Annotated in this window: 22 protein-coding genes; 9 read left to right on the plus strand and 13 right to left on the minus strand. The window is 69.1% G+C overall.

The annotated features are described in order from the left end of the window. Window positions 1-143: 143 nt before the first annotated feature. From CK620_RS06145 to pyrC, 11 genes are all read right to left on the minus strand, one after another. The gene (locus CK620_RS06145; RefSeq protein WP_095549524.1) at window positions 144-767 is read right to left on the minus strand and encodes a hypothetical protein; all 624 of its coding nucleotides are present in this window, start codon (window positions 765-767) and stop codon (window positions 144-146) included. Further along, a complete protein-coding gene (locus CK620_RS06150) occupies window positions 764-1,351 on the minus strand; it encodes a GspMb/PilO family protein (protein WP_095549525.1) in 588 nt (195 codons plus the stop codon). Before CK620_RS06150 ends, CK620_RS06145 begins: the two co-directional genes overlap by 4 nt. Then, window positions 1,348-2,907, minus strand: coding sequence for a PilN domain-containing protein (locus CK620_RS06155; protein WP_095549526.1), 1,560 nt, complete (start codon window positions 2,905-2,907; stop codon window positions 1,348-1,350). The genes CK620_RS06150 and CK620_RS06155 overlap by 4 nt, the downstream gene beginning before the upstream one ends. Before the next feature lie 49 nt (window positions 2,908-2,956). Further along, window positions 2,957-3,781, minus strand: a complete 825-nt coding sequence (locus tag CK620_RS06160; protein WP_143325961.1) for a general secretion pathway protein GspK — start codon at window positions 3,779-3,781, stop codon at window positions 2,957-2,959. A 12-nt stretch (window positions 3,782-3,793) separates the two neighbouring features. Then, a complete protein-coding gene (locus CK620_RS06165) occupies window positions 3,794-4,459 on the minus strand; it encodes a prepilin-type N-terminal cleavage/methylation domain-containing protein (protein WP_095549528.1) in 666 nt (221 codons plus the stop codon). Continuing rightward, window positions 4,456-4,914 (minus strand): prepilin-type N-terminal cleavage/methylation domain-containing protein, encoded by a 459-nt coding sequence (locus CK620_RS06170; protein ID WP_095549529.1) that lies wholly within the window; start codon window positions 4,912-4,914, stop codon window positions 4,456-4,458. The genes CK620_RS06165 and CK620_RS06170 overlap by 4 nt, the downstream gene beginning before the upstream one ends. Beyond that, the gene (locus CK620_RS06175) at window positions 4,911-5,405 is read right to left on the minus strand and encodes a GspH/FimT family pseudopilin (RefSeq protein WP_238944825.1); all 495 of its coding nucleotides are present in this window, start codon (window positions 5,403-5,405) and stop codon (window positions 4,911-4,913) included. The genes CK620_RS06170 and CK620_RS06175 overlap by 4 nt, the downstream gene beginning before the upstream one ends. A 72-nt stretch (window positions 5,406-5,477) precedes the next feature. After that, complete coding sequence (gspG, locus tag CK620_RS06180) at window positions 5,478-5,942, minus strand: type II secretion system major pseudopilin GspG (RefSeq protein ID WP_095540308.1); 465 nt, start codon at window positions 5,940-5,942, stop codon at window positions 5,478-5,480. Between the two features lie 78 nt (window positions 5,943-6,020). Next, window positions 6,021-7,283: a type II secretion system F family protein gene (locus CK620_RS06185; protein WP_095549530.1), complete on the minus strand. Its 1,263-nt coding sequence runs from the start codon at window positions 7,281-7,283 to the stop codon at window positions 6,021-6,023. After that, on the minus strand, window positions 7,276-9,009 hold the full coding sequence (locus tag CK620_RS06190) for a GspE/PulE family protein (protein WP_420894209.1): 1,734 nt from the start codon (window positions 9,007-9,009) through the stop codon (window positions 7,276-7,278). Before CK620_RS06190 ends, CK620_RS06185 begins: the two co-directional genes overlap by 8 nt. A 142-nt stretch (window positions 9,010-9,151) precedes the next feature. Next, window positions 9,152-10,213, minus strand: coding sequence for a dihydroorotase (pyrC, locus tag CK620_RS06195; RefSeq protein WP_095549531.1), 1,062 nt, complete (start codon window positions 10,211-10,213; stop codon window positions 9,152-9,154). Between the two features lie 128 nt (window positions 10,214-10,341). Here pyrC and CK620_RS06200 point away from each other — a divergent pair, with 128 nt between their 5' ends. From CK620_RS06200 to CK620_RS06215, 4 genes are all read left to right on the plus strand, one after another. Further along, on the plus strand, window positions 10,342-11,808 hold the full coding sequence (locus tag CK620_RS06200; RefSeq protein ID WP_095549532.1) for a TolC family protein: 1,467 nt from the start codon (window positions 10,342-10,344) through the stop codon (window positions 11,806-11,808). A 61-nt stretch (window positions 11,809-11,869) separates the two neighbouring features. Then, a complete protein-coding gene (locus tag CK620_RS06205) occupies window positions 11,870-12,886 on the plus strand; it encodes an HlyD family secretion protein (RefSeq protein ID WP_095549533.1) in 1,017 nt (338 codons plus the stop codon). A gap of 2 nt (window positions 12,887-12,888) precedes the next feature. Continuing rightward, window positions 12,889-14,136: an ABC transporter permease gene (locus CK620_RS06210; RefSeq protein ID WP_179290583.1), complete on the plus strand. Its 1,248-nt coding sequence runs from the start codon at window positions 12,889-12,891 to the stop codon at window positions 14,134-14,136. A 1-nt stretch (window position 14,137) separates the two neighbouring features. Then, on the plus strand, window positions 14,138-15,316 hold the full coding sequence (locus CK620_RS06215; protein ID WP_095549534.1) for an ABC transporter permease: 1,179 nt from the start codon (window positions 14,138-14,140) through the stop codon (window positions 15,314-15,316). A gap of 94 nt (window positions 15,317-15,410) precedes the next feature. Here the strand turns inward: CK620_RS06215 and ftsY are convergent, their stop codons facing one another. After that, the gene (ftsY, locus tag CK620_RS06220; RefSeq protein ID WP_478212751.1) at window positions 15,411-16,580 is read right to left on the minus strand and encodes a signal recognition particle-docking protein FtsY; all 1,170 of its coding nucleotides are present in this window, start codon (window positions 16,578-16,580) and stop codon (window positions 15,411-15,413) included. A 316-nt stretch (window positions 16,581-16,896) separates the two neighbouring features. On the opposite strand from ftsY, the gene CK620_RS14025 reads away from it, so the two are divergent. From CK620_RS14025 to CK620_RS06240, 5 genes are all read left to right on the plus strand, one after another. After that, the gene (locus tag CK620_RS14025) at window positions 16,897-17,049 is read left to right on the plus strand and encodes a hypothetical protein (RefSeq protein ID WP_179290584.1); all 153 of its coding nucleotides are present in this window, start codon (window positions 16,897-16,899) and stop codon (window positions 17,047-17,049) included. An 84-nt stretch (window positions 17,050-17,133) separates the two neighbouring features. Next, window positions 17,134-18,654, plus strand: a complete 1,521-nt coding sequence (locus CK620_RS06225; protein ID WP_179290585.1) for a M16 family metallopeptidase — start codon at window positions 17,134-17,136, stop codon at window positions 18,652-18,654. Beyond that, window positions 18,651-20,096, plus strand: a complete 1,446-nt coding sequence (locus CK620_RS06230) for a M16 family metallopeptidase (RefSeq protein ID WP_238946036.1) — start codon at window positions 18,651-18,653, stop codon at window positions 20,094-20,096. The genes CK620_RS06225 and CK620_RS06230 overlap by 4 nt, the downstream gene beginning before the upstream one ends. Further along, on the plus strand, window positions 20,093-20,764 hold the full coding sequence (rsmD, locus tag CK620_RS06235) for a 16S rRNA (guanine(966)-N(2))-methyltransferase RsmD (RefSeq protein ID WP_238946037.1): 672 nt from the start codon (window positions 20,093-20,095) through the stop codon (window positions 20,762-20,764). The genes CK620_RS06230 and rsmD overlap by 4 nt, the downstream gene beginning before the upstream one ends. Then, window positions 20,761-21,813, plus strand: a complete 1,053-nt coding sequence (locus CK620_RS06240; protein ID WP_095549538.1) for an asparaginase — start codon at window positions 20,761-20,763, stop codon at window positions 21,811-21,813. Before rsmD ends, CK620_RS06240 begins: the two co-directional genes overlap by 4 nt. On the opposite strand, the gene CK620_RS06245 is transcribed toward CK620_RS06240, so the two are convergent. Then, window positions 21,791-23,245 carry a sensor histidine kinase gene (locus CK620_RS06245; protein ID WP_179290586.1) on the minus strand — a complete coding sequence of 485 codons (1,455 nt, stop codon included), beginning with the start codon at window positions 23,243-23,245 and terminating at the stop codon, window positions 21,791-21,793. The genes CK620_RS06240 and CK620_RS06245 overlap by 23 nt on opposite strands. Window positions 23,246-23,319: the final 74 nt, after the last annotated feature.

Consider the following 23,319-nt stretch of genomic DNA (forward strand, 5'->3'; position numbering starts at 1 on the left):
GATCCATTGAAGCAATGGGGCACTGTATTACAGCGGGCGCGTCGGCCACCGTGCTGAACAAGCAGCGGGCTTCAATGGCATGAAAAAATCGTTACGAAGTGAGGCGATTCATTGGGCTGTGCGAGGGTGGCATCCATGTGGCGTCAACGCGGCGGCAGCGGGCGCGGTACTGCGGCAGGCACGGGCGCGATGATCGGGCGCCGGTTGGTGGTGGCCGCGCCCGGCAAGGCAGCGGGGGCTGCCCCTGCTGCGGCATTGTCCTTGGCCTGCGGGCGGCGGCGCTCGATGCTCAGTATCTTGGCGCTCTGGCCAGAGCGCGTGAAGCGCGCCGAGCGGGCATCCAGGGCCGAGAGCGTCCAGCCCTCCAGGCTTTGCCCGATGCGCAGCCGCTTGCTCTTGCCCTCGATTTCCACAATCACCACGCCTTGGCCATCCTGGTCGTACACGCCCAGCAACCGGGCCGAATCAAAGGCCTGGGCCGGCTCGGGCTCTGGCGGTGGCGCGGGCGGAGTCTGGGGCGGCGGCGCTGGATCAGGCCATTTGCGCTCGAGCTCGAACAGCGGTTTTTGCGTGATCGTCGGGTAATCGGCCAGTTGCAGCTGGCCTGGCAGCGCCGCGCCTTGCAGGGCCGAGGTGTAATCCGGCGCGATGGCCGGCGGCGCAGTCCAGCGCGAGCGGCCCCAGAGCAGCCAAGCCAATGCCAGGGCCAGTGCCAGCACCAAGTTCAGCAGCCAGAGCAGCGCGATCGGAGAACGACGTGTGTTCATGCGGCGCGCCTCCAGACGAAAAAGCGGGCTTGCACAATGAGTTGGATGGGGTCGTAAGGGCTGAGTTTGCGCCCAGCCTGCAGCGAGATGGAGGCGATCTGAATGGTGGGCCGCTGGGCCGAGAGAGCCACCAGCCCCTGGCGCAGGCTTTGGAGGTTGCCTTCCATGCGCACTTCCACGGGGATGGCCAGCAGATGGCCTTCCTGCTCTTCCTCGGGCAGCACTTGGCTGCTTTGGATGACCATTTGCGTGCCGGAGAACGCAGCGCGCAGCTTTTGCTGGATGTCGGTGCCGATCTGGCCGGTGTCGCGCTCGGCCGGGTAGGTGTAGGCATCGAGCAGCTGGGTGCTGCGCTGCAAGGCCTGCTGCATTTGCGCTTCGGATTGCGTGATGCCCAGTAGGCGCTGATAGCGCGGGCCAACGTCGGCCAGGGTCTGCTGGGCCCAGAGGTGTTTTTTCACTACGTAGGCGCCGCCGGCAAGCAGCGCGGCCAGCACCAGCAGGCTAGTGAGCAGTTGCAGCAGGCTGTCCTTGGAGAGGCGGCGCTGCGCGAATGGGATCGTAGTTGGTTGGGCGACGCTCACTGCGCGTTTCCTCCTTCAGCGGGCTCGTCCAAAGCCTCGGCCTCGGCGTCTGCCTCGGCAGGCGCGTTGCCATCTGCTGGCGCTGTGGGCGCAGGCTCAGTCACCGGCGCCGTAGCGCTGCTGCCAGCGGCAGGCGACTGGCCAACGCCGGGCATGTTGGCTGGGACGGGGGTGTTCGGCGAGGCGCCGGGCAGGGCCAGCGCCGGGGCCGGAGCGATGGCGCCCGGGGCCACGTCGCTCTGGCCTTGCGGGCTGCGGCTGGCCGAAGGCGGCGTCACGCCTGCGTCCATCGGGGCAGCTGGGGGCGATGCCGGGCTGGGCGCAGGTGCGGCCGTGCTGGCTGCACCTGCGGCGGCATCGGGCTGGGGGATGGGCGCAGCGGCTGGCTCGGCCTGTGCGGCCTGTGGCGTTGTCTCAGGCAGGGGCTCGGGCGTGTAGCCGGTGTTCAGCGCCCCGGGCGCCAGGCGCATCTGCACGGAGAAGCGCTCCTTGTCGGCCCGTGGCACGACCTGCACTGGGCGTGTGGTGCGCACCTCGGCAAACGCCTCATGCTCGCTGAGCAGTTGGATGATGGCGGCAGCGTTGCCGGCCTCGGCGGTCAGGTCGATGGCCTCGCCGTCCCATTTGAGCTCCAGCGCCGAAACGTCATTGGGCAGCAGCTTGCTCAGCAGCTCGATGACCTCTGCCGGGTTGACGCGCCGCGCCATCTGGCTTTGGATGTGGGTGGCGCTCTCCAGCGCGCTCATCAGCACCGTGCGCTCGCCGTCCTGGCGGCTGGCCTGAGCCAGCAGCGCGTGATAGGCCTGATTGGCCTCGATGGCCTGGTTGCGCAGCCGCCAGGTGGGCGTGACGGCCAGGGCCGTCAGCAGCGCGGCGGCCAGCAGCAGGGCCAGCCAGGTGCGCTGGCGCCGGGCATTGATGGCCTGCTGGGCAATGCCCTCGGCAAAGCCTTGCAGCACGATGGGGCGGCCGCCCTGCGGCGCGAAGGCCCAAAGCTCGCTGCGCTCCAAGGGCCAGGCGGCAGGCAGGGCTGCTGCACCAGCATGGGCGGGCGGGCGCTGGCGCAGCCCGTCCAGGTATTGCTGAATGTGCTGACGCGCGCCAAAGACCGCCTGGATCTGCCGTGCGGCGCTGTGGCTGCTCACAGGCTGTTCGCTGAAGCCCCAGATGAGCTCGTCTGCAGGAAAGGGGCTGCTGCTGGCGATGTCCAGCTCCACAGCCTGGCGGATTTGGGCCGCAGGCAGGTCTGGCAGCGTCAGGCTGCGGCGCAGCAGCAGCGCTTCGGGCAGCTCGATGGCCCACAGCGGTGTATGGCTGGCGCGTTCGGGGCGTTCCTCAGGGCGCAGGCGGCCATCCTGCCAGCGCGCCAGACTGCCATCGGCACGCAGCAATTGGTAGCTGGGCGCCAGCTCAAACCAGCGCAGCGGCGCACGCTGGTGCAACTGCTTCATGGCCTGAAGCCAGTCCCGGCCGATGGTGCGCAGGTCCAGGCCGAACAGCACCCAGGGTGAATCTTGCGGCTTTTCGGGCGGGGTGGAAGAGGGCGGTGCACTCATGCGGGCTATGGGGAAACGACAGACCGAAAACAGGATGTGGCAGGGGGCTTCAGGGCGCAGCGGCATTGGCGCTGGCCACGCGGATGCGGCTGTCCAGCACCTGCCAATACAGACCACTGCGTTGCGCAAAGTGGCTCACGCGCATATCGCGTGTGAGTTCAAAGGTGGCGCCCTCCTGCGGCACCAGGGCGGTAAAGCGGAAAAACAGCTGGATGCGTTCCATGCGTTGCGCCTCACCCGCTGGCGCGGTATCGCCTGGCTGCAGGCCAAACAAGGCGCGCAGTGAGTCCGGGCTGGAGCGCAAATCCAGGTTGCCGTAGCGCAGGCTGGCGGTCACAAAGCCCGCCACTCTAGCATAGAGCGCGTAGTGCATGCCGGGCACTTGCAGCAGGTCTTCGGGGGCCTCGATGCCGCGCGCGATGCCGCTGCTGGTGGGCTCGTCGCGCCACTGCACGATGCGCGCAGCCAGCTCCTGCGCGGCAGCGCCGTTCAGGCCGCCGATGCGCTCGAGCAGCAGCGCCAGCAGCTCGGGCGGCGCGCTGGTCAGGTTAATGAAGCCGTGCAGGCCTTGAATGCGCACCGGGATGCTGGCGCCGCCGTATTGCACAGTCAGCTCGAACTGGCCTTGCTGCGGGTTCTCCTGGGCGAGCAGGTCGGCCTGCTGCGCGGCCAGGGCAATGGCGGCTTCGCCCAGGGCCTGGGCCTGCAGGCGTTGGCGTTCCAGCGCGGTGGTCTTGATCTCCGAGCGCACTGACTGCACCAGGCCGACGGTGATGACGCTCATGATGGCCACGACCCAGAGCACGGCAATCAGCGCGAAGCCGCGTGTGCGCCCCCAAGAGAGGCGATTACATCGGATGCGAATAAGAGGCATATGGCGTGTATGTTATCGACCACCACCAGTTGTCACGCTGTTGTCCACTTGCGAGGCTGCGCCCGGGCGACGCAGCGCAATGATCTTGACCGGCAGCGCCAGCTGCGTGGTGTGCATCTCCAGCATGACGTGCGAGGGCAGCTGGAAGGGGAAGCGCCATTGCTCGGCCCAGGCGATGGCGTCCTGCTCCTCGCCGCGATAGCGGATGGCGAAGTGGCTCAGGTCGTTGAGCAACACGCGCGATTGCATCTGGCTGGGCTCGGGCAGCTGGGGCAGGTCTTGCCAGGGCATGAAGCGCAGCACCAGGGCTTGGCCCTGCTCGGTGGGCTCGGCGGCGAGCTGGAAGAAGTGCTGCCCGCCCATGCCGTAGCGCGCGGGCATGATGCCGATCCAGCGGATGCGCTGGGCATCGCCCTCGAACCAGTAGCGCGACTCGTTTTCATGGCGCACGCCAGGGCGGCGGCGCATCACCACATGGCCCAGGGTTTGCTCGAGAAAGTGCATGGCGCTGCGCAACTGGCTGGCGCGGTCCAGGCGCGCGTCGATGCGCGTCTCGGTCTGCGCCAGGCTGTAGAAGGACGAGCCCAGGCCCAGCATCACCAGGCCCAGCAAGGCCATCACCACCAGCATTTCCAGCAGCGTGAAGCCGTGCGCCATGCCGCGAGCCATGCGCTTCATTGCGGCGCTCCTGCGTCATCAGGCAGTGCGTTGGCGCTGCCATCGAGGTAGCGCTGCGGCCGCAGCGTGGACAGGGCGATGACGCGCTCGTGCTCGCCGTCGCGCCAGGACACGCGGATGTTCAGCTCGTGCAGCGGCACCACGCTGAGGTGCTGCTGTTGTGGCGCGGTGGCGTAGGGCTGGCTGCTGACCTGCCAGTCGAAGCCGCCGGACTGGCCCTGGGCGTTCCAGCCCGATTCGGGCAAGGCGTCGTGGGCGCTCAGCAGCGACTGCGCCAGCATGGTGGCGCGTTGGTATTGGCCGCTGATGGCCACGGCCTGGGTGTTGCTGCCCAGCGTGCGGTACAGCAGCGCCAGCGCCAGCGCCATGATGAACAGCGCCACCAGCACTTCGATCAGCGTAAAGCCTGTCGCAACGCGGGCCGGGCTCGAGTGAATCGAACGGCGGGCATTCATGGCAGCAGCGGCTCCTGCGTAATGTCGCCGGTGAGCCAGTCCACGCGCAGCCGCGTGCCATCGCCATTGGGGCGCAGCAGCTCGATGCTGCCGCCGGTGGAGCCGCCTTCGGGCAGGAACCAAATGGCGGCCACCTCACGCCCGGCCTGCGGGTCCAGCTCGGCCACGGTGGTGCGCAGCTCCAACCCCTCGGGCAGGGTGTAGCTGCGCGGGCCCAGGTTGAACTGCCTGCTGCGCAAATCGAGCGTGAAGTGCGTCACCGTGCCGCTGCTGTAGGCCTCGTCGCGCAGCGTGCGCAGTGAAGTCCAGAGGCTGCGCACCGCATCGCGGTATTGCGCGCCTTCGTGGATGCGGGTGTAGGCCAGCGGCACCAGCGCCGCCATCAGCCCGGCGATGGCGATGACCACCAGCAGCTCGATGAGCGTGAAGCCGCGCTGCCGCCTGCGCAGTGCGCGCGGCCAAGGGGCGAGGTGCAGGACAGGGCGGAGCAAGAGCTTGTGGCCTGAATCAATGCCGGATGGGATGCCAGAAGCTGCGGCTGTGGCAGCTTGGGCAGGCGCTTATCACTTGGCGTTGCTGATGTCGGCGTTTTCCCCCTCGCCGCCGGGCGCGCCGTCACCGCCGTAGCTCATGATCTGCACGCCGCCATTGGGGCCAGGGTTGCTGTAGACGTAGGGCTTGCCCCAGGGGTCGCTGGGCACGCCGCCGCGCAGATAAGGGCCGTTCCAGATGGCCACGCCGCCCGGGCGCGTGACCAGGGCCTGCAGGCCCTCGCTGGAAGTGGGGTAGCGCCCCACTTCGAGCTTGAACACGTCCAGGGCTTTTTCGATCTCGGCGATCTGCACCAGTGCCGTTTTGGACTTTTGCCCGCCCAGCACGCCCATGACCTGCGGGCCCACCAGGCTGGCCAGCAGGGCCAGGATGGCGACGATGACCAGGATTTCGATCAGGGTGAAGCCGCGCTGCGCGCTGCGCAGGCTGCGCGTCAGGGCGCCGCGCAGGCGCTGTGGGGTGGATGGGGCGGACATAGGAAGTAGTGGTGTTGGCATGACAAAGACTATGAAAAAAGCTGGCGGGGCGGCCAGGAAAGCCTAGCCGCAATCGCATCAGGTAGCCAGCTGGTTGATCGAGAGAATGCCCATCATCAGAGCAATCAGGATGAAGGCCACCATGACCCCGAGCACGACGATCATCAGCGGGCTCAGCAGCGTCAGCGCGCGCTTGATGCCGGTCTCGACCTGGCGGTTGAGGATGTCGGCCAGCTCCAGCGACATGGCGCCGATCTTGCCGGTCTCCTCGCCCACGCGGATCAGGTTGATGGCCAACGGCTCGAAGATGCCGGTCTTGCCCATGGCATCGACCACGCGCACGCCTTCCTTGACGGCAGGCGCGACCTTGAGCAGCGGCTCGCGGATGCTGCGGTTGCTCACCGTGTCGGTGGCAATGCCCAGGGCGGTGAGCATCGGAACGCCGTTGCCCAATAAGGTTCCCCACGAGCGCGTGAACAGCGTCATCTGGTAGCGCGCGGCCAGCGCGCCGATGATGGGCAGGCGCAGGATGCGCGCCTGCCACCAGGCGCGCCCGGCCGGGCCGCGCAGCCAGCGCCAACCCATCCAGGCCAGCGCCGCCAGCGCCAGCGCCCACAGCCAGCCCCAGACGCGGAAGGCGTCGCTGGTGGCCAGCAGCACCTTGGTGGGCAACGGCAGCGCATCGCCCATCTCGACGAACATGGGGCGGAAGCTGGGCACGACGAAGGTCATCATGAACACCAGCGTGGCCACGGTCATCACCAGCAGGATGGCCGGGTAGATGGAGGCCGAGACCACGCTCTCGCGCAGTGCTCGCAGCCGCTCCATGTGCTCGACCAGGCGCGCCAGCACGCCAGCCATCTGGCCGCTGACCTCGCCCGAGCGGATCATGTTGACGTAGAAGTCGTCGAAGTGTTTCGGGTGCTGCGCCAGCGCCTTGCTGAAGGCGCTGCCGCCCTTGACGGCCTCGAGCAGCTCCTGCACCAGCTGGCGCATGGCCGGCTTGTGGCTCATGTCGATCAGCACCTTCAGCGCCGTGTCCAGCGCCAGGCCCGAGCGCAGCATGATGGTCAGCTCGCGCGTCATGGCGTGTACGTCCTGCGCGTTGACGGGGCCGCGGTCCTTGCGGCTGGGCTTGGCCGTGCCCAGCAGCGGCGCCTGGCTGGCTGCGGCCTGGCCGCGTGCCAGGGCCAGCTCCTCGCCGCTGGCCGGGGTCAGCGCCAGCGGGTGCAGACCGCGCGCGCGCAATTGCTGCATGGCCTGCGATTGCGAGGCCGCCGAGAGCACCCCACTGCTGATCTGGCCGCTGGCATTGGCGGCGCGCCATGCGTAATCAGGCATCGCTCTGGTCCTGTGTGACGCGGGTGACTTCTTCCAGGCTGGTCAGGCCCTGGGCGACTTTGCGCAGCCCGTCCTCGTACAGGCTGAGCATGCCGCGCTGGGCGGCCAGGCTGGCCAGCTCGGCCGCGTCCTTGCCGTCCAGGATGGCGCGGCGCAGCACTTCGTCGAGCACCATCAGCTCGTGGATGCCGGTGCGGCCCTTGTAGCCCGTGCCACGGCAGTGCTCGCAGCCCACGGGGCGGTACAGCGCCTGGCCCGGCTGCACGAAGCGCGCCAGGCCCGTGTCCTGCAGCACCTGCGGGGCCAGCTCGTGCGGCTGCTTGCAGTGCGGACACAGCGTGCGCACCAGGCGCTGGGCCAGCACGCCGTTGACCGAGGAGGTGATGAGGTAGCGCTCCACGCCCATGTCCTCCATGCGGATGATGGCGCCGGGCGCAGTGTTGGTATGCAGGGTGGAGAGCACCAGGTGGCCAGTCAGGGCGGATTGCACGGCAATCTGCGCCGTCTCGCCGTCGCGCATCTCGCCGATCATGATGATGTCCGGGTCCTGGCGCAGGATGGCGCGCAGCGCGTTGGCAAAGGTCAGATTGATCTGCGGGTGGACCTGAATCTGGTTGATGCCCGCCAGCTGGTATTCCACCGGGTCTTCCACGGTGATGATTTTCTGGCTGTCGGCGTCGAGCTTGGCCAGGCCGGCGTAGAGCGTGGTGGTCTTGCCCGAGCCGGTCGGCCCGGTGACCAGAAAGATGCCGTGCGGCTTGGCCAGCAGCTCGTTGAAGCGTGCCAGCGTATCGGGGGCAAAGCCCATGTCGTCCAGGTTCAGGCGCACGCTGGCGCGGTCGAGCACGCGCATGACGATGCTCTCGCCATACACCGTGGGCACGGTGGAGACGCGCAAATCCAGCTCGCGGCCCTTGACGCGGGTCTTGATGCGCCCGTCCTGCGGCAGGCGGCGCTCGGCGATGTCCAGGTGCGCCAGCAGCTTCACGCGCGAGCCCACGGCCGGCGCCAGACGCGGCGCGATGACCTCGGCCACGTTGATCACTCCATCGACGCGGTAGCGCACGTGCAGGCCGTCCTCGAACGGCTCCAGGTGGATGTCCGAGGCGCGCAGGTCGATGACGCGGCCGATGATGGTGTTGACCAGCTTGATGACTGGCGCCTCGCTGGCCAGATCCTTGAGGTGCTCGACGAAATCGGCCGCATCCAGGCCGCCGAGCAGGTCGTCGGCGCTGGCCTCCTGCTCGGCCTGCTGGGCGGCGGCCTCGGCCTGATCCAGCGCGCGCTCAATGTCGCTCTCCAGCCCCAGGTGCGGCACGATCTGCAAGCCTGTGGCCAGATGCAGGGCTTTGCGCACGAACTCGTCCTGCGGCACGGCCAGCGCCACGCCCAGGCGATCCTCGCGCTGCCAGAGCGCAAAGGCATTGTGGGTGCGCAAAAAGCCGGGCGCCAGGCCGGGCACTTCCAGCGGCTGCTCCGGGTAGTCGGCGGCCGTGGCCAGCGCCACCTGCAGCTGGCCGGCCAGCACTGGCATCAGATCGGCCTCGGAGACCACGCCCAGACGCACCAGCACGCGCCCGAGCATGCCGCCCATCTCCTGCTGTGCGGCCAGCGCGCGCTCCAGGTCGCGCGGCCCGAGCTTGCCGGCCTGCACCAGCAACTCGCCCAGGCGGCGCTGGCCGGGCTGGGAGGCTTGGGGGGGGAGAGGGGCGGCGGTGGCAGTCAGGGACACGGGCAGCTCGAAGAAAAGGCGGTGGGAGCAAATGCAGCGGGCATTGTATAAGCGCCGCCCGGCCCTGCCGGGAGGCGGCCGGCGCGCCTGCGTGTGCGGGCGGCGGCGCGACCGTCAGGCCGCCATCGGCAGGGGCTCAACTGGCTGCCGATGTGGCCGCCGGCGCGCTGTGCCAGGCCATGGCTTCGCCGGCGCGCAGGGGTTTGAGCACGGTCTCGACGTAGGGGTAGGCCTCGGGCATCTGCCAGCTGCGCTTGTGCAGCGTGATGCGCTCGGTGTTGCGCGGCAGGCCGTAGAAGTCTGCGCCATGAAAGGCCGCGAAGCCTTCGAGGCGATCGAGCGCGCCGGCCTGCTCGAAGGCCTCGGCATACAGCTCGATGGCGGCTGCTGCGGTGTAGCAGCCGGCGCAGCCCACGGCCGCCTCTTTCAGCGGCGCGGCGTGCGGGGCGCTGTCGGTGCCGAGGAAAAACCTGGGGTTGCCGGAGGTGGCCGCCTGCAGCAGCGCCTGGCGGTGGATTTCGCGCTTGAGCACCGGCAGGCAGTAGTAGTGCGGCCGTACGCCGCCCAGAAAGATGGCGTTGCGGTTGTAGAGCAGGTGGTGCGCGGTGATGGTCGCGGCCAGGTGCTGATCGGCCTCGGCCACGTACTGCGCGGCCTCCCGGGTGGTGATGTGCTCCATGACGATCTTCAGCTCGGGGAAGTCGCGCCGCAGCGGCATGAGCTGTTGCTCGATGAACACCGCCTCGCGGTCGAACAGGTCCACCTCGGGGTCTGTCACCTCGCCATGCACCAGCAGCACCATGCCGACCTCCTGCATGGCCTGCAGCGCCGGGTAGATGTTGCGCAGCGCGGTCACGCCGGCGTCGCTGTTGGTAGTGGCGCCGGCCGGGTACAGCTTGCAGGCCGGCAGGCCCTGGGCCTTGGCGCTGCGGATGGTCTCGGGCGTGGTGCGGTCGGTCAGGTACAGCGTCATCAGCGGCTCGAACGTCGAGCCTGGGGCCACCTGTTGCAGCGCGTCCAGAATGCGTGCGCGGTAGGCCAGGGCCTGGGCCGCGTCGGTCACGGGCGGGCGCAGATTGGGCATGACGATGGCGCGGCCAAACTGCGCTGCGGCATGCGCCACCGTGGTGTGCAGCGCCGCGCCATCGCGCAGGTGCAGGTGCCAGTCGTCGGGGCGGGTGATGGTCAATGTGGTCATCGCAAGGGGGAATAAGAAGCGCGGCGGCAATCATGAAACATGGCGCGCGGCACGGCTGCGCCGCGCGCAAGGCGCGCAGTATCATCGCTTGCCCGGCCCACTGCAATATTTCCCCCACGAGCTTTGCCATGCGTTGCCGCCTGTTTGCCACCAGCGTGCTGTTCTGCCTTGCGGCGCAGGCAGCGCCGCCTGCATCGCCTGCCCACACTACCTCGCCGAAAGCGCCGCAAGCACCGGCGTCCAGCCAGGCCCTGAGCCTGGAGCAAGCCCAGGCGCTGCTGCTGCGGCATTCGTCGCAGCTGGCGGCCAGCCAGGCCCAGCTCGACAGCGCCCGCCTGCGCCGCGCTGGCATGCAGGGCCTGGGCCGACCTTCGCTGGCCTTGCAGGCCTCGGGCTATGCCTATTCCGTCAATGCCGATCTGGGCCTGGGCAGCTTCCGCCAGGCCGTGGCCGGCGCGCTGGCGCAGTTGCCCGGCGATGTGGCGCACGCCATGGGCCCAGTCGCAGCCGGGCTGCCCGCCATCCCGGACAGCTACGCGCTGCGCCGCCGCGACGAGCGCGCCACGGCCAGCCTCTCGGGCGTCTGGCCGCTCTACACCGGCGGGTTGACCCAGGCGTTGCGCCATGGGCTGGACGCGGCCGAGCAAGAGGCCGCCGCCGATGCCAGCCTGGCCGCCGCCAGCCTGCAGCGCCAGCTGATCGAGCGCTACTTCGACGCCCAGTTGGCCGAGCGCGCCGCCACGCTGCGCGAGCGCGCCTTGCAGGCCGTGCGCGAGCATGACCTGGCTGCACAGCGCATGGAGCAGGCCGGCGTGATTGCCCACGTCGAGCGCCTGCAGGCGCGCAGCGCGCTGGCCGATGCCGCGCAGCAGGCCCTGCAGGCGCGCGATGCCGCCCGGCTGGCCCAGGCGGCTTTGCAGAACAGCATCGGCAAGCCAGGGCCGCTGCAGTTGAGCACGCCGCTGTTCGTGCAATCGCAGCCGCTGCCGCCGCTGGCGCAATTCGTTGCGGAAGCTCAGCGCCAGCACCCTGGGCTGGACAAGATTCAGGCCAAGCGTGGTCAGGCCCAGGCGCTGCACGATGCCCAGCAGGCGCGGCGCAAGCCCACCGTGCTGGCCTTTGCCAATCACGAGCTGCCCAGCTCGGGCAAGCCCAGTTGGGTGGCCGGCGTGGCGCTGCGCTGGACGCTGTGGGACGGTATCGACCATCGCCAGTTGGCACAGGCCGCTCAGCAGCAGGTGCAGCAGGCCGAGCACAGCCAGCGCCAGGCGCTGCAGGACATCGCCCTGCTGGTGGAAAAGCACTGGCTGGATGCCGAGCACGCGCGCACGCGCTACCTGGCGCAGCAAGATCAGCAGCAACTGGCCCAGGAGCTGCTGCGCTTGCGCCAGGCCGGGTTGCGCGCGGGCACCAGCACTGCGCTGGATTTGATGGACGCGCAATTGCAACTGGCCAAAGTGCAGACCGAGCGCGCTCAAAGCGCCAACCAATACGTCAAGGCCCTGGCGGCGCTGCTGGAGAGCAGCGGCCAGGGCGAGCAGTTCCAGCGCTACCAGCAGCAGGCCGATATCCAGCTCCTGCCCGATACGCCTTGAGCTGCTTTGAATTGCCTTGAGTCGCCCCGACCCGCATGCTCCTCGATTGCCTCTTTGCTCCATGACCACTTCCGCCCCTGCTTCCGCCGCCCCTCGCTCCTTGTTGCGTGGCCTGTTCAGCGCCATCGTCGCGCTGGCTGCGCTGGCCTTCGTCGCCTGGGGCTTTTGGCGTGCCGCCCAGCCCGCGCCGCTGTACCTGCAAGGACAGTTGGAAGTGCGCGAGGTGGATATCGCCCCCAAGATCACCGCGCGCATCGCCAAGGTGCTGGTGCGCGAAGGCCAGAGCATCGCCGCGGGCGATCTGCTGATCGAGATGGACAGCCCCGAGGTGCGCGCCAAGATCGCCCAGGCCGAGGCCGCCGGGCAGGCCGCCCAGGCCCAGGCCGAGAAGGCCGAGCACGGCGCCAGGCCGCAGGAAATCGAAATGGCGCGCCTGCAATGGCAGCGCGCCGTGGCCGCCGCCGAGCTGGCCGAGACTTCTTATCAGCGCGTGCAAAGCCTGTACGCGCAAGGGCTGGTGGCGGCGCAAAAGCGCGACGAGGCGCGCGCCAACGCCCGCACCAGCCGCGCCCAGGCCCAGGCCGCGCAGGCCCAATACCAACTGGCGCGCGAGGGCGCGCGCAGCGAGGACCGCGCCGCCGCCGCCGCCCAGGCGCGGCAGGTGCAGGCCGTGCTGGCCGAGGCCCAGGTGGCGCAGGCCGAAACCCGGCTGGCCAGCCCCATCGCCGGCGAGGTGGCCAAGGTGCTGGCCAAGGAGGGCGAGCTGTCGCCGCAGGGCGTGGCCGTGGTCACCGTGGCCGATTTGAGCGACCAGTGGGTGGTGCTCAACGTGCGCGAAGACCTGCTGCAACGCTTTGCCAAGGGCAGCCGCTTCGAGGCGGCGCTGCCCGCGCTGGGCGGGCAGCGCGTGACGTTCGAGGTGTACTTCCTGGGCGTGCTGCCGGACTTTGCCACCTGGCGCGCCACCCGCGCCAGCCAGGGCTTCGACGCCCGCACTTTTGAAGTGCGCGCCCGGCCGCTCCAACCCATCGAAGGCGCCCGCCCCGGCATGAGCGTGGTGCTGCAAGAGGCGCTGTGAGTATGGCCGCGTTCTGGCCCAGCCTGCGGCGCGAGCTGCGCCTGCTGCGCCGCCGCCCCTGGGATCGCGCCATGCTCACCTGGGTGCCGGCCCTGACCGTGGCGCTGCTGTGCGCCACCTTCTCGGCGGGCCTGCCGCGCGGCCTGCCCATTGCCGTGTGGAATGAGGACGCGGGCGCGTTGCCGCGCCAGTTGCAGCGGATGCTGCAAGCCAGCCCTGGGCTGGCGCTGGCCGAGCCCGTGCACAGCGCCGCCCAGGCGCAACAGGCTTTGCAGTCCATGCGGGTGTATGCCGTGCTGCACATCCCCCGTCAGACCGAGCAGCGCATCCAGCAAGGCCAGGGCGCGGCGCTGACGCTGTTGCACAACGCCCAGATGGGCACACACTCGGGCTTGATCGAGCGCGATGTGCGCCAGGTCGTCGGCACCCTGAGCGCCGGCCTGGAGATGCAGGCCAGCGCCAAGCGCGGCACGCCCGCCCAGGCCTTGCCCATTTGGCGCGAGCCCATCACGCTGGAGTTGCGGCCGCTGTTCAACCCCTCGGGCAACTACGAGGCCTTTCTGGCCCTGGCGCTGATCCCCGCGCTGCTGTACGTGCTGGCCATGACGAGCGGGGCCTGGGTGGTCGGGCGCGAGCTGCGCGACCGCAGCCTGGGCGACTGGCTGCTGCCCGCGCCGACTGCTGTGCCCGGTGCATCCGATGCGCCCGCTGTGGCCGCTGCGGCCGCAGCGGCCGGGCCGGATCTGCCGCGCTGGTGGGCCATTGCCAGCGCACTGGTTGGCAAGCTCGCCCCGGCCTGGCTGTCGCTGTCGCTGGTGGGCATGGCGGGCCTGGTGTATCTGACGCAATGGCGCGGCTGGCAGGCCGCTGGCAGTCTGGCCTGGGTGCTGCTGGCGCTGGCCTCGTTGGTGGCGGTCAGCCTGGTGATCGGCGGCCTGCTGGCGGCGGCCACCCGTTCGCTGCGCACGGCGCTGTCGTTCGCCGGCCTGCTGGCCGCGCCGGCCTTCGCCTTCAGCGGCGTGGGCTTTCCGCTGCTGGCCATGAGCCCCGGCGCCCACGCCTGGGCTGTGGCCATGCCGTACACGCACTACATCCGCTTGCAGATCGAGCAACTGCAAATGGGCGCGGACATCGCGCAAAGCCTGCCGGTGCTGGGCGGCCTGTGGTTGGCCTGCTTGTTGGGCCTGGCTCTGTCTGCCATGGCCTTGCGCTGGGCCTTGCCGCGCCCGGCCTTGTGGGGAGGGCGCTGAGATGGTCCGGCCCACGCCCCCAGCCCGGCCCGTGGATGCTGCGCCGCGCCAAGGCTTTGTCGCCCATTGGCTGGCAGCGCTGCGCGCCATGCTCAGGGATCAAGGCGTGCTGCTGCTGGTGGTGGGCGGGCCGCTGTTCTACAGCTTTTTCTACCCCTGGTTTTACAGCGCGCAGGTGGTGCAGCGCGTGCCCGTGGCCATCGTCGTGCCCGAGGCCGACAGCCTGACGCGCCAACTGCTGCGCTATGCCGATGCCAGCCCGCAACTGGCCGTGAACCTGGTCACGGCCGATGCCCAGCAGGCCCGCCAGGCCCTGCTGCGCGGCGACATCTACGGCTACGCCGAATTGCCGCGCGGCCTCAAGCGCGGCGTGTTGCGGCGCGAGCCGGTGCATGTGACGGTCTATGCCCACGGCAGCTATCCGCTGGTGAGCAAGCAGGTGCAGCAAGGCTTTGCGCAAAGCTTTGGCACCGTCGCCGCCGGGGTGCAGCTCAAGCGCTTGCAGGCTGGCGGGCAAAGCGCGCCGCAGGCCGCCGCCAGCCGCGCGCCGCTGCAACTGCAAAGCACCGCCCTGTTCAACCCCACGGGCGGCTATGGCAGCTTCGTCGTGGCGGCCGTGGCGCTGCTGATCCTGCAACAAACCCTGCTGATGGGCATTGCCATGTTGGTGGCCACCTGGCGCGAACAACAACGCGCCGCCGCCAGCCCCAACGCCTGGCTGGCGCGGCTGCTGGCCTTTTGCCTGCCCGGCTGGCTGGCCGGGCTGTACTACTTTGGCTGGATGTTCTTCTGGCACGACTACCCCAGCGGCGGCAACCCGCTGGGCGCGCTGGCGCTGCTGGGCCTGTTCGTGCCCGCCGTAGTCGGCTGCGCGGCGCTGTTGGGGCTGTGGGTGGCCGACCGCGAGCGCGTGCTCTATCTGGTGCTGTTCACCAGCTTGCCACTGGCCTTTCTGGCGGGCTTCACCTGGCCGGCCGAAGCCCTGCCGCCCTGGCTGGAGTGGCTGCGCTGGGCCTCGCCCAGCACGGCGGCCATCCAGGCCTCGCTGCGCCTGAACCAACTGGGCGCGCCACTGGCCGCGGCGCTGGGGCCGCTGGCCGTGCTGGCCGCCATCGCGCTGCTGGGCTGGCTGGGCACGCTGCTGGCAGGCAGCCGCCAGCGCTCGCCTGCGCCGCCTTGAAGGCGCTTGCGCTGCATCGGCCCCCACCATGCGAGCCCCTGAGAGCCTGGGCCGTCAGGGGCTTTTGCGTGCGATGGCCTTGACTGAAGGCGGCTCAATCGAGCAGCGCCTGGGCGAACTCGCGGGCGTTGAAGGTTTGCAGGTCTTCGAGCTTTTCGCCCACGCCGATGAAGTACACGGGCACAGGGCGCTCCTGGGCGATGGCGGCCAGCACGCCGCCTTTGGCGGTGCCGTCGAGCTTGGTGACGATCAGGCCCGTCAGTTGCAGTGCGTCATCGAAGGCCTTGACCTGGGCCAGCGCGTTCTGGCCGGTGTTGCCGTCGATCACCAGCAGCACCTCGTGCGGGGCGCTGGCTTCGGCCTTGGTGATGACGCGCTTGATTTTCTTCAGCTCTTCCATCAGGTGCAGCTGCGTGGGCAGGCGCCCGGCGGTGTCCACCAGCACCACGTCCTTGCCGCGCGCCTTGCCGGCGGTGACGGCGTCGAAGCTGACGGCGGCCGGGTCGCCGCCTTGCTGGCCGATGATTTCCACGGTGTTGCGCGTGGCCCAGACGCCCAATTGCTCGCGCGCGGCGGCGCGGAAGGTGTCGGCCGCGGCCAGCAGCACGCTGGCTTCGGCATCGGCCAGGTGGCGCGTGAGCTTGCCGATGGAGGTGGTCTTGCCCGCGCCGTTGACGCCCGCGACCATGATGACGGTGGGCTCGTGCTCGCCGATCACCAGGGTTTTTTCCAGCGGTTGCAGCAGCTGGGCAATGGCATCGGCCAGCAGGCCTTTGACCTGGGCCGGATCGGTGGCTTTGGCGGCCTTGACGCGGCGGCGCAGGTCATCGAGCAGGAAGGTCGTGGCCTTGACGCCCGCATCGGCCATGAGCAGCGCGGTTTCCAGCTCCTCATACAGCTCTTCGTCGATCTTCGTGCCGGTGAAAACGGTGGAGATGCTGCTGCCGGTTTTGCGCAGCCCGGCTTTGAGCTTGTCCAGCCAGCTTTTGCGTTCCGCAGCGGGTGCAGGTGTGGCGCTGGCGGGGGCTGTTTCGGCAGGGGCGGGCGCGGCCACGGGGGCGCTGCCCACGGCCGGGGCTGCCGGCTGCGGCATGGGCGTGGGCGTGGGCGTGGGCGTGGGCGTGGGCGTGGGCACAGCCTGCTGGGCTGACGACGCTGTGCCGGGTGCGGGTACGGCGGGCGCGGATGGGGGCAGCGGCGCAGGCGGCGGCGCTGTGGTCACGGCCGGTGGTGGGCTCAGTGACTGGGCCGGCGCCGCGGGCAGGTTGGCGGGTTGCAGGGGCGCGGCTGTGGGCGGGGCCGGGATGGCAGCCGATACAGGGGGCTGCACGGGGGCAGGCGCTGGCGCGTTGATGCCGGGGGGCGCGTGCGGCTCGGCGGCGGGAACGGCCGCAGGTGGCGCGGTGATTGGCGCCGGGGGCTGAGGGGGCTGTGCAGGGGCTGGCGCTGTGTGAGCCGGGCCCACTGTTTCAGCTGCGTCGGCGAGCTTGGGGGCTTCAGGGGCAGCAAGGGGCGCAGGCGTGGGCGGCGCAATCGGCGCGGCGGGGGGCGTGTCGATGGCTTGCTGGCGCAACCAGTCCATGACGCTGCTGTCGACAGCTGGTGGCGGTGGCTTGGCGCTGGTTTCGCTGGGCGCGGGGGCTGGGGATTTTTTTCTGAAAAAGCTGAACATAATGCGCGGCGTTGGTGCTGCCAGGGGCACGGGCCTGGGCACGCGCCAAAATGGCATTTAGGCGTTGGGCAACGTGCCCGACGGGGCGCTGTGGCGCCTTCATCAATGGAGAACCTGGACTGTGAAGACGCAAGAGCGCGATTGTATGAAACCTTGGTTGAGGCGCAGCGCAGCGCTGCTGGCTGCGGCCTGCCTGGCCGCATGCGCTAGCGCCCCAGGCACTGCCGCGCTGGAGGCGGACAAACCGCCGGCCGCGCAGGTGGCAGCGCCAGCGGCATCGACTGATCAATTGCCGGCCGGCGCGCAGGCGCTGCGCGAGGATGAGGCGCTGGCGCATTACCGGCTGGCCAATGGGCTGGAGGTCATCGTCAAGCCCGACCGGCGCGCGCCGACGGCCATCCACATGCTGTGGGTGCGCGTGGGCTCGATCGACGAAGCCGATGGCACCAGCGGCGTGGCGCATGCGCTGGAACACATGATGTTCAAGGGCAGCAAGGCCTTGGCGCCGGGCGTGTTCTCGCGCCGCGTGGCCGAACTGGGCGGGCAGGACAATGCCTTCACCAGCCTGGACTACACGGCCTATTTCCAGCAGGTGCCGGTGCAGCAGCTGGGCGTGGTGATGGGCCTGGAGGCCGAGCGCTTTGCGCACAACCAGTGGCCCGATGAGGAGTTCACGCGCGAGATCGAGGTCATCAAGGAAGAGCGCCGCCTGCGCACCGACGACCAGCCGCGCGCCAAGCTGTTCGAGCAGCTGATGGCGGCCACCTTCATGGCTGCGCCGCAGCGCCGCCCGATCATTGGCTGGATGGACGATTTGCAGCGCATGCGCGCCGAGGACGTGCGCGCTTTCTACCGCCAGTGGTATGTGCCGGCCAATGCCGCTGTGGTGGTGGTAGGCCAGGTGCAGCCGCGCCAGGCGCTGGCGCTGGTGGCGCGTCACTATGGCGATGCGCTGCAGGGCAGTGCGCAGTTGGCGGCCACGCTGCCGGCGCGCAAGATCACGCAGGAGCCGCCGCAGCAAGGCCCCAGGCGCATTGTGCTGCGCGACCGGGTCGAGCAGCCGGTGCTGCTGATGGCCTTCAAGGCCCCGGCGTTGCAGCAGTTGCAGCAACCTACCGCCAGCGATCGTGAGGCGCTGGCGCTGATGGCGCTGGCCGGCGTGCTCAGCGGCTACGAGGGCGCGCGACTGGAGCGCGCGCTGGTGCGCGGCCCGCAGCGCGTAGCCGACAGCGTTGATGCCAGCGCCATGCTCAGCAACCGCAGCGGCAATGGCCTGTTCCTGCTCAGCGCCATCCCCGCGCCCGGGCGCGATGGCCAGGCCGTGGAACAGGCGCTGCGCCGGGCGATTGCCGAGGTGGCGCAGCGCGGCGTTGGTCAGCAGGAGCTGCAGCGCGTGGTCACGCAGTGGACGGCGGCCACGGTGTACGAGCAGGACTCGATGTTCGCGCAGGCCAATGAGCTGGGGCGCAATTGGGTCCAGGGCTGGCCACTCGATGCCAGCGAGTTGCTGATCCAGCGGCTGCGCGAAGTCACTCCCGAGCAGGTGCAGGCCGTGGCGGCGCGCTATTTCGGTGACGATGGGCTGACGGTGGCCGAGTTGCAGCCGCAGGCGCCATCCGCCGCAGCATCCACGGCACCCAAGGCCACACGCAAGGAGCAACCATGATGAAGCGCCCATTTCTCATCCATGCCCTGAGCGCAGCGGCGCTGGTGGCCTGCGCGCCGCTGCCGCCAGCGGCCCAGCAGCCAGCACAGCAGCCAACGCAGCAACCAGTGAGGCAGCCAGCGGTGCTGCACCAGCCCTTGCCGGCCGATGCGCAGACGCAGGCCCCATCGCTGCTGCCCATCGAGCACTGGCGCCAGGCCAGCGGTGCGCAGGTCTGGCTGGTGCACAGCCCCAGCCTGCCGATGGTGGATGTGCAGATCGACTTCGATGGCGGCGCGCGGCGCGATCCGGCCGACCAGGCCGGCCTGGCCACGGCCACGGCCAGCATGCTGACCAAGGGCGTGCGCGCCGCACACGGCCAGGCCGCGCTGGACGAAGACCAGCTCGGCCAGGCCTGGGCCGACCTGGGCGCATCGTTCGAGGCCAGCGCCAGCCGCGATCGCTTCACGCTGCACCTGCGCAGCCTGACCGATGAGCAGCTTCTGCCCAAGGCCGTGGCGCTGGCTGCGCGGCAAATTGGCCAGAGCGCCTGGCCCGAGGCCGTCTGGCAACGCGAGCGCCAGCGCTGGAGCGCCGCGCTGCGTGAGGCCCAGACCCGCCCGGGCGTGATCGCAGGCCAGGCCTTCGATCAAGCCGTCTACGGCGCGCACCCCTACGGCTATCAAGTACAGCCCCAGACCCTGGCGCAGATCGGCGTGCGCGACATGCAAGCTTTTTATGCCCGGCATGTGCAGCCCTGCCAGGCCAAGGTCAGCGTGGTCGGCCGCATCGGCCGCGAGCAGGCCGACCGCCTGGTGCACGAGCTGCTGGCCCAGTTGCCCCAAGCCACGGTCTGCAAGGCCTTGCCGGTCGTCTCTGAGGTGCAGCCGCTGTCGCAGGCCAGCAGCCAGCGTATCCCCTTTGCGGCTGAGCAGGCCCAGGTACTGATTGGTCAGCCGGGCATTCGCCGCGATGACCCGGACTTTTTGGCGCTGCTGGTGGCCAACCACATCCTGGGCGGCAGTGGCTTTGGCTCGCGCCTGATGGAGCAAGTGCGCGAGCAGCGCGGCCTGGTTTATGGCGTCTCCAGCAGCTTCAGCCCGGGCAACCATGCCGGGGCCTTCACCATCGGTTTGCAAACGCGCGCCGACCAGGCCGAAGCGGCCGTGCAGCTGGTGCATGAACTGGTGGCCGAATTCGTCGCCAAGGGCCCGACGGAGAAAGAGCTGGCCGATGCCAAGGCCAATCTAATTGGCGGCTTTGCGCTGCGTATCGACAGCAACGCCAAGCTGCTGGGCAATGTGGCCAACATCGCCTGGAACGACCTGCCGCTGGACTATCTGGACACCTGGACGGCCAAGGTCCAGGCTCTGAGCGTTGCCGACATCCACCGTGCGTTGCAAAAGGCGCTGCAGCCGCAGGCCATGGCCACCGTCATTGTCGGCGCGGAGGGCAGGCCTTGAGTACGCCGCCGTTGGCCGGCCGCGCCCGCGTGGCCAAGGCTGGTGCTGCCAAGGCGACAGCGGCCAAAGCGGCCAAAGCGGCCAAAGCAGCGCCGGGGCAGGTGCGCATCATCGGCGGGCAATGGAAGCGCAGCCGCCTGCCGGTGGCCGCGCGCCCTGGCCTGCGGCCCACGCCCGATCGCGTGCGCGAAACTCTGTTCAATTGGCTGGGCCAGGATTTGCATGGTCGCCACTGCCTGGACGCTTTTGCGGGCAGCGGCGCGTTGGGGCTGGAGGCCGCCTCGCGCCATGCGGCGCAGGTGCTGCTGGTTGAGCGCGACCCGGGCCTGTGCCGCCAATTGCAGGCCCATGCGCAGCGCCTGCAGGCGGGCAATGTGCGCATCCAGTGCGGCGATGGCCTGGCGGCGCTGCGTGCGCCCTGCGCGCAGCAGCCCCAGGGTTGGGATGTGGTCTTTCTCGACCCTCCCTATGCCGCTGGGCTGGATGAGTCAGCCTTGCAGCTGGCGCGTAACGCGCTGGCACCCGATGGCTGGCTGTACTGGGAAAGCGGTCGTGAATGGGGCCAGGCCGAGCTGGCCGAACTGGGCTGGCAGCGCCGCCACTATCTGCGCGCTGGCCAGGTGCATGCGCATTTGCTGGCATTGGCGCCGGTTGAGGCTGAGGCATGAGCGGCGGCGCCGCGCCGCAGCTGCGCATCCTGGCCACGGGCGGCACCATCGCTGGTCAGGCCGCCAGCGCAAGCGACCACGTGGGCTACCAAGCCGCCGTGTTGCCGGTGCAGCAATTGCTCGATGCCGTGCCGGCGCTGCAGCAACTGCCAGCTCAGCTGCATGCCGAGCAAATCTTGCAAAAGGACAGCAAGGATCTGGATGCCGGCGATTGGCTGCGCATTGCCCAGGCCACGGCCGCCGCGCTGGCGCAGCCGCAGGTGCAGGGCGTGGTGCTGACGCATGGCACGGACACGCTGGAGGAGACCGCTTGGTTTCTGCACCGCTGCCTGCCTGCCGTGGGCAAGCCAGTGGTGCTGGTCAGCGCCATGCGCCCGGCTGGCGCGCTGGGAGCAGATGGACCGCAGAACCTGTTTGACGCCTGCGTGCTCGCACTGTCTGCCGCGCAGATTGGATTGGTGCGCGCAGGCGCAGGCTGCCAGGTGCTGACAGTGGCTGCGGGCCGCGTCTTCGATGCGCTGACAGTGCAGAAAGTGCAGCCTTACCATGTGCCGGCTTTCAGTGCCGGTGAGGCTGGCCCGCTGGCCTGGGTGGAGCAGGGGCAGGTGCGCTTGGCCAGAGCGCCTTGCTCGCCAGGGCACGGGCAGGATGAGCAGTGGGCCGAGGGGCCATGGGCACCAGGCCATTACCAGGCGCTGCTGCGGGCTGCAGCGCAGACGCCACCGCCTGCCGTGGCTTGGCTGAGCAGCCATGCAGGGTTTGATGCACGCCAGGTTCGGGCCTTGGTGGCGGCCGGTTTTGAGGGGCTGCTGGTGGCGGGCACGGGCAATGCGACCTTGCACCATGCCTTGCACGCGGCCTTGTGCGAGGCCCAGCGCGAGGCTGGGGTGGCCGTGGCCGTAACCAGCCGCTGCAATGCCGGGACCGTGGTGCCCGGCCCAGCGCCGACCTGGCCATTGCTGCCTTTGCCACCAGCCAAGGCGCGGCTGGAGCTGCAACTGCAGCTGTGGCTGCAGCGCATACCATTCAGCGCGGCAGGATCAGTGTGACGCACAAGCCCTGCGGCTGTGCGGATGTGACGCTCAGCGTGCCGCCGTGCAGCTGGGCAATGGCTTGCGCCGCCTGCAAGCCCAGGCCTTTTTCGTTGGTCAAAATGGCCTCGATGTCGTCCTGGGCGGCTGGCAGCAGGGCGGCAATTTGCGCTTCACTCAGGCCTTGGCCCCAGTCGCGTACGCGCAGCTCCAGCGCGTTGCGAGTGCTGGACAGACTCATTTCAATGGGGCAGTCGGGTGGCGTATAGCGGCAGGCGTTTTCCAGCACGTTCAGGATGAGTTGTTCGAGCAGGGCTGGATCGGCCGACAGCGCAAAGGCGGGCAGGTTGGCCAGGCGGGCTTGTCGCACGTCGAACGTGGTGCGATAGGTGCGCAGCGTCAGTGGTTGCTTGGAGGCCGCATGGGTGTCGCTGCCGTCTGCCTCGCTTTGGTCGGCATCCTGAATGCGCAGGTGCAGGATCCGCCCAGGGTAGATGGTGCGGATGTGCCCGCAGCATTGCTGTGCCAGCACATACAGGCTGCAAGGCAGTCGGCTGGCGCGCAGCTGGCCGTTTTCGATGCGTAGCCTGCTGAGCACGCTGTTGATCAGGTTGTGCACGCGCAAGGTGGCTTCGCGGATGTGGCGGCTCTTGCGTTCGAGCAAGGGGCTCAGATCATTGCCCTGGTCGGGGAAGTTGGCTGGGTGGCGCTGTATGCCATGCTTGAGACGCTGCATGTGGGTGTTGATCTCCAGCAGCGGCGCGCGCATTTGCTGTGAGAGCAGGGCCACGAAGTAGCGGTACAGGGCGTGCGCGCGGTGGGTGGTTTGCAATGCGGCAATGTCGCTTTGCAGGAGCCTGCGTTGCTCCATCAGCAGGGCGGTGTGGCGCGCGCGTTGCCGCAGCTGGCGCAGCAGCATCAATAGCAGAGCGAGCGTGCAAATGATCAGCAGCAGCAAAGCCAACAGAGCAGCGCGGATGAGCTGGTGTTGGTATGCCAACGCCTGGTCGTATTCGACGCGCTCGGTGGTGGAAATCTGGCTGCTTGCGGCGCGCAGTTTTTCTGACAGACTTTCTAGCAAAGCTGGGCTTGGCATCGCCATGGGCATGGGGGTGTCGGGCGCTGAGGCCGCCCGCGCAGGTCCGGTCAGGGCTTGGCTGAATACGTCATGCAGCAACGGCGCCAGCCCCATGGCGTGCAGATTGCGCCACTGCGGCCCATCGCGCAGCAGCTGAATGCGGCTTTGCCAAAGGTCATAGCGCAAGGCCATGGTTTCGTTGTCCAGCGCGCCGCTTTGCCATTGCTGCAAGCTGTGTTGCATGCGCAGTGTCTCGCGTTCGGCTTGCGCGATGTCCCACAGAACGCGCTCACCCGTGCGTTGAATTTGTGTCTGCTGCATCAGCAAGATCTGGATCAGCAAATACAGCAGTGTGATCGCCAGAGCGATCATGCCCGCCAAGGCCAAGCGCCACAGTTGGGGCGACGGTGGGAATGGACGTGAAGGGCGCGTCATTGCAGGGCCGG

Origin of the sequence: Vandammella animalimorsus (genome assembly GCF_002285285.1) — a bacterium.
Lineage (GTDB): Bacteria > Pseudomonadota > Gammaproteobacteria > Burkholderiales > Burkholderiaceae_C > Lampropedia > Lampropedia animalimorsus.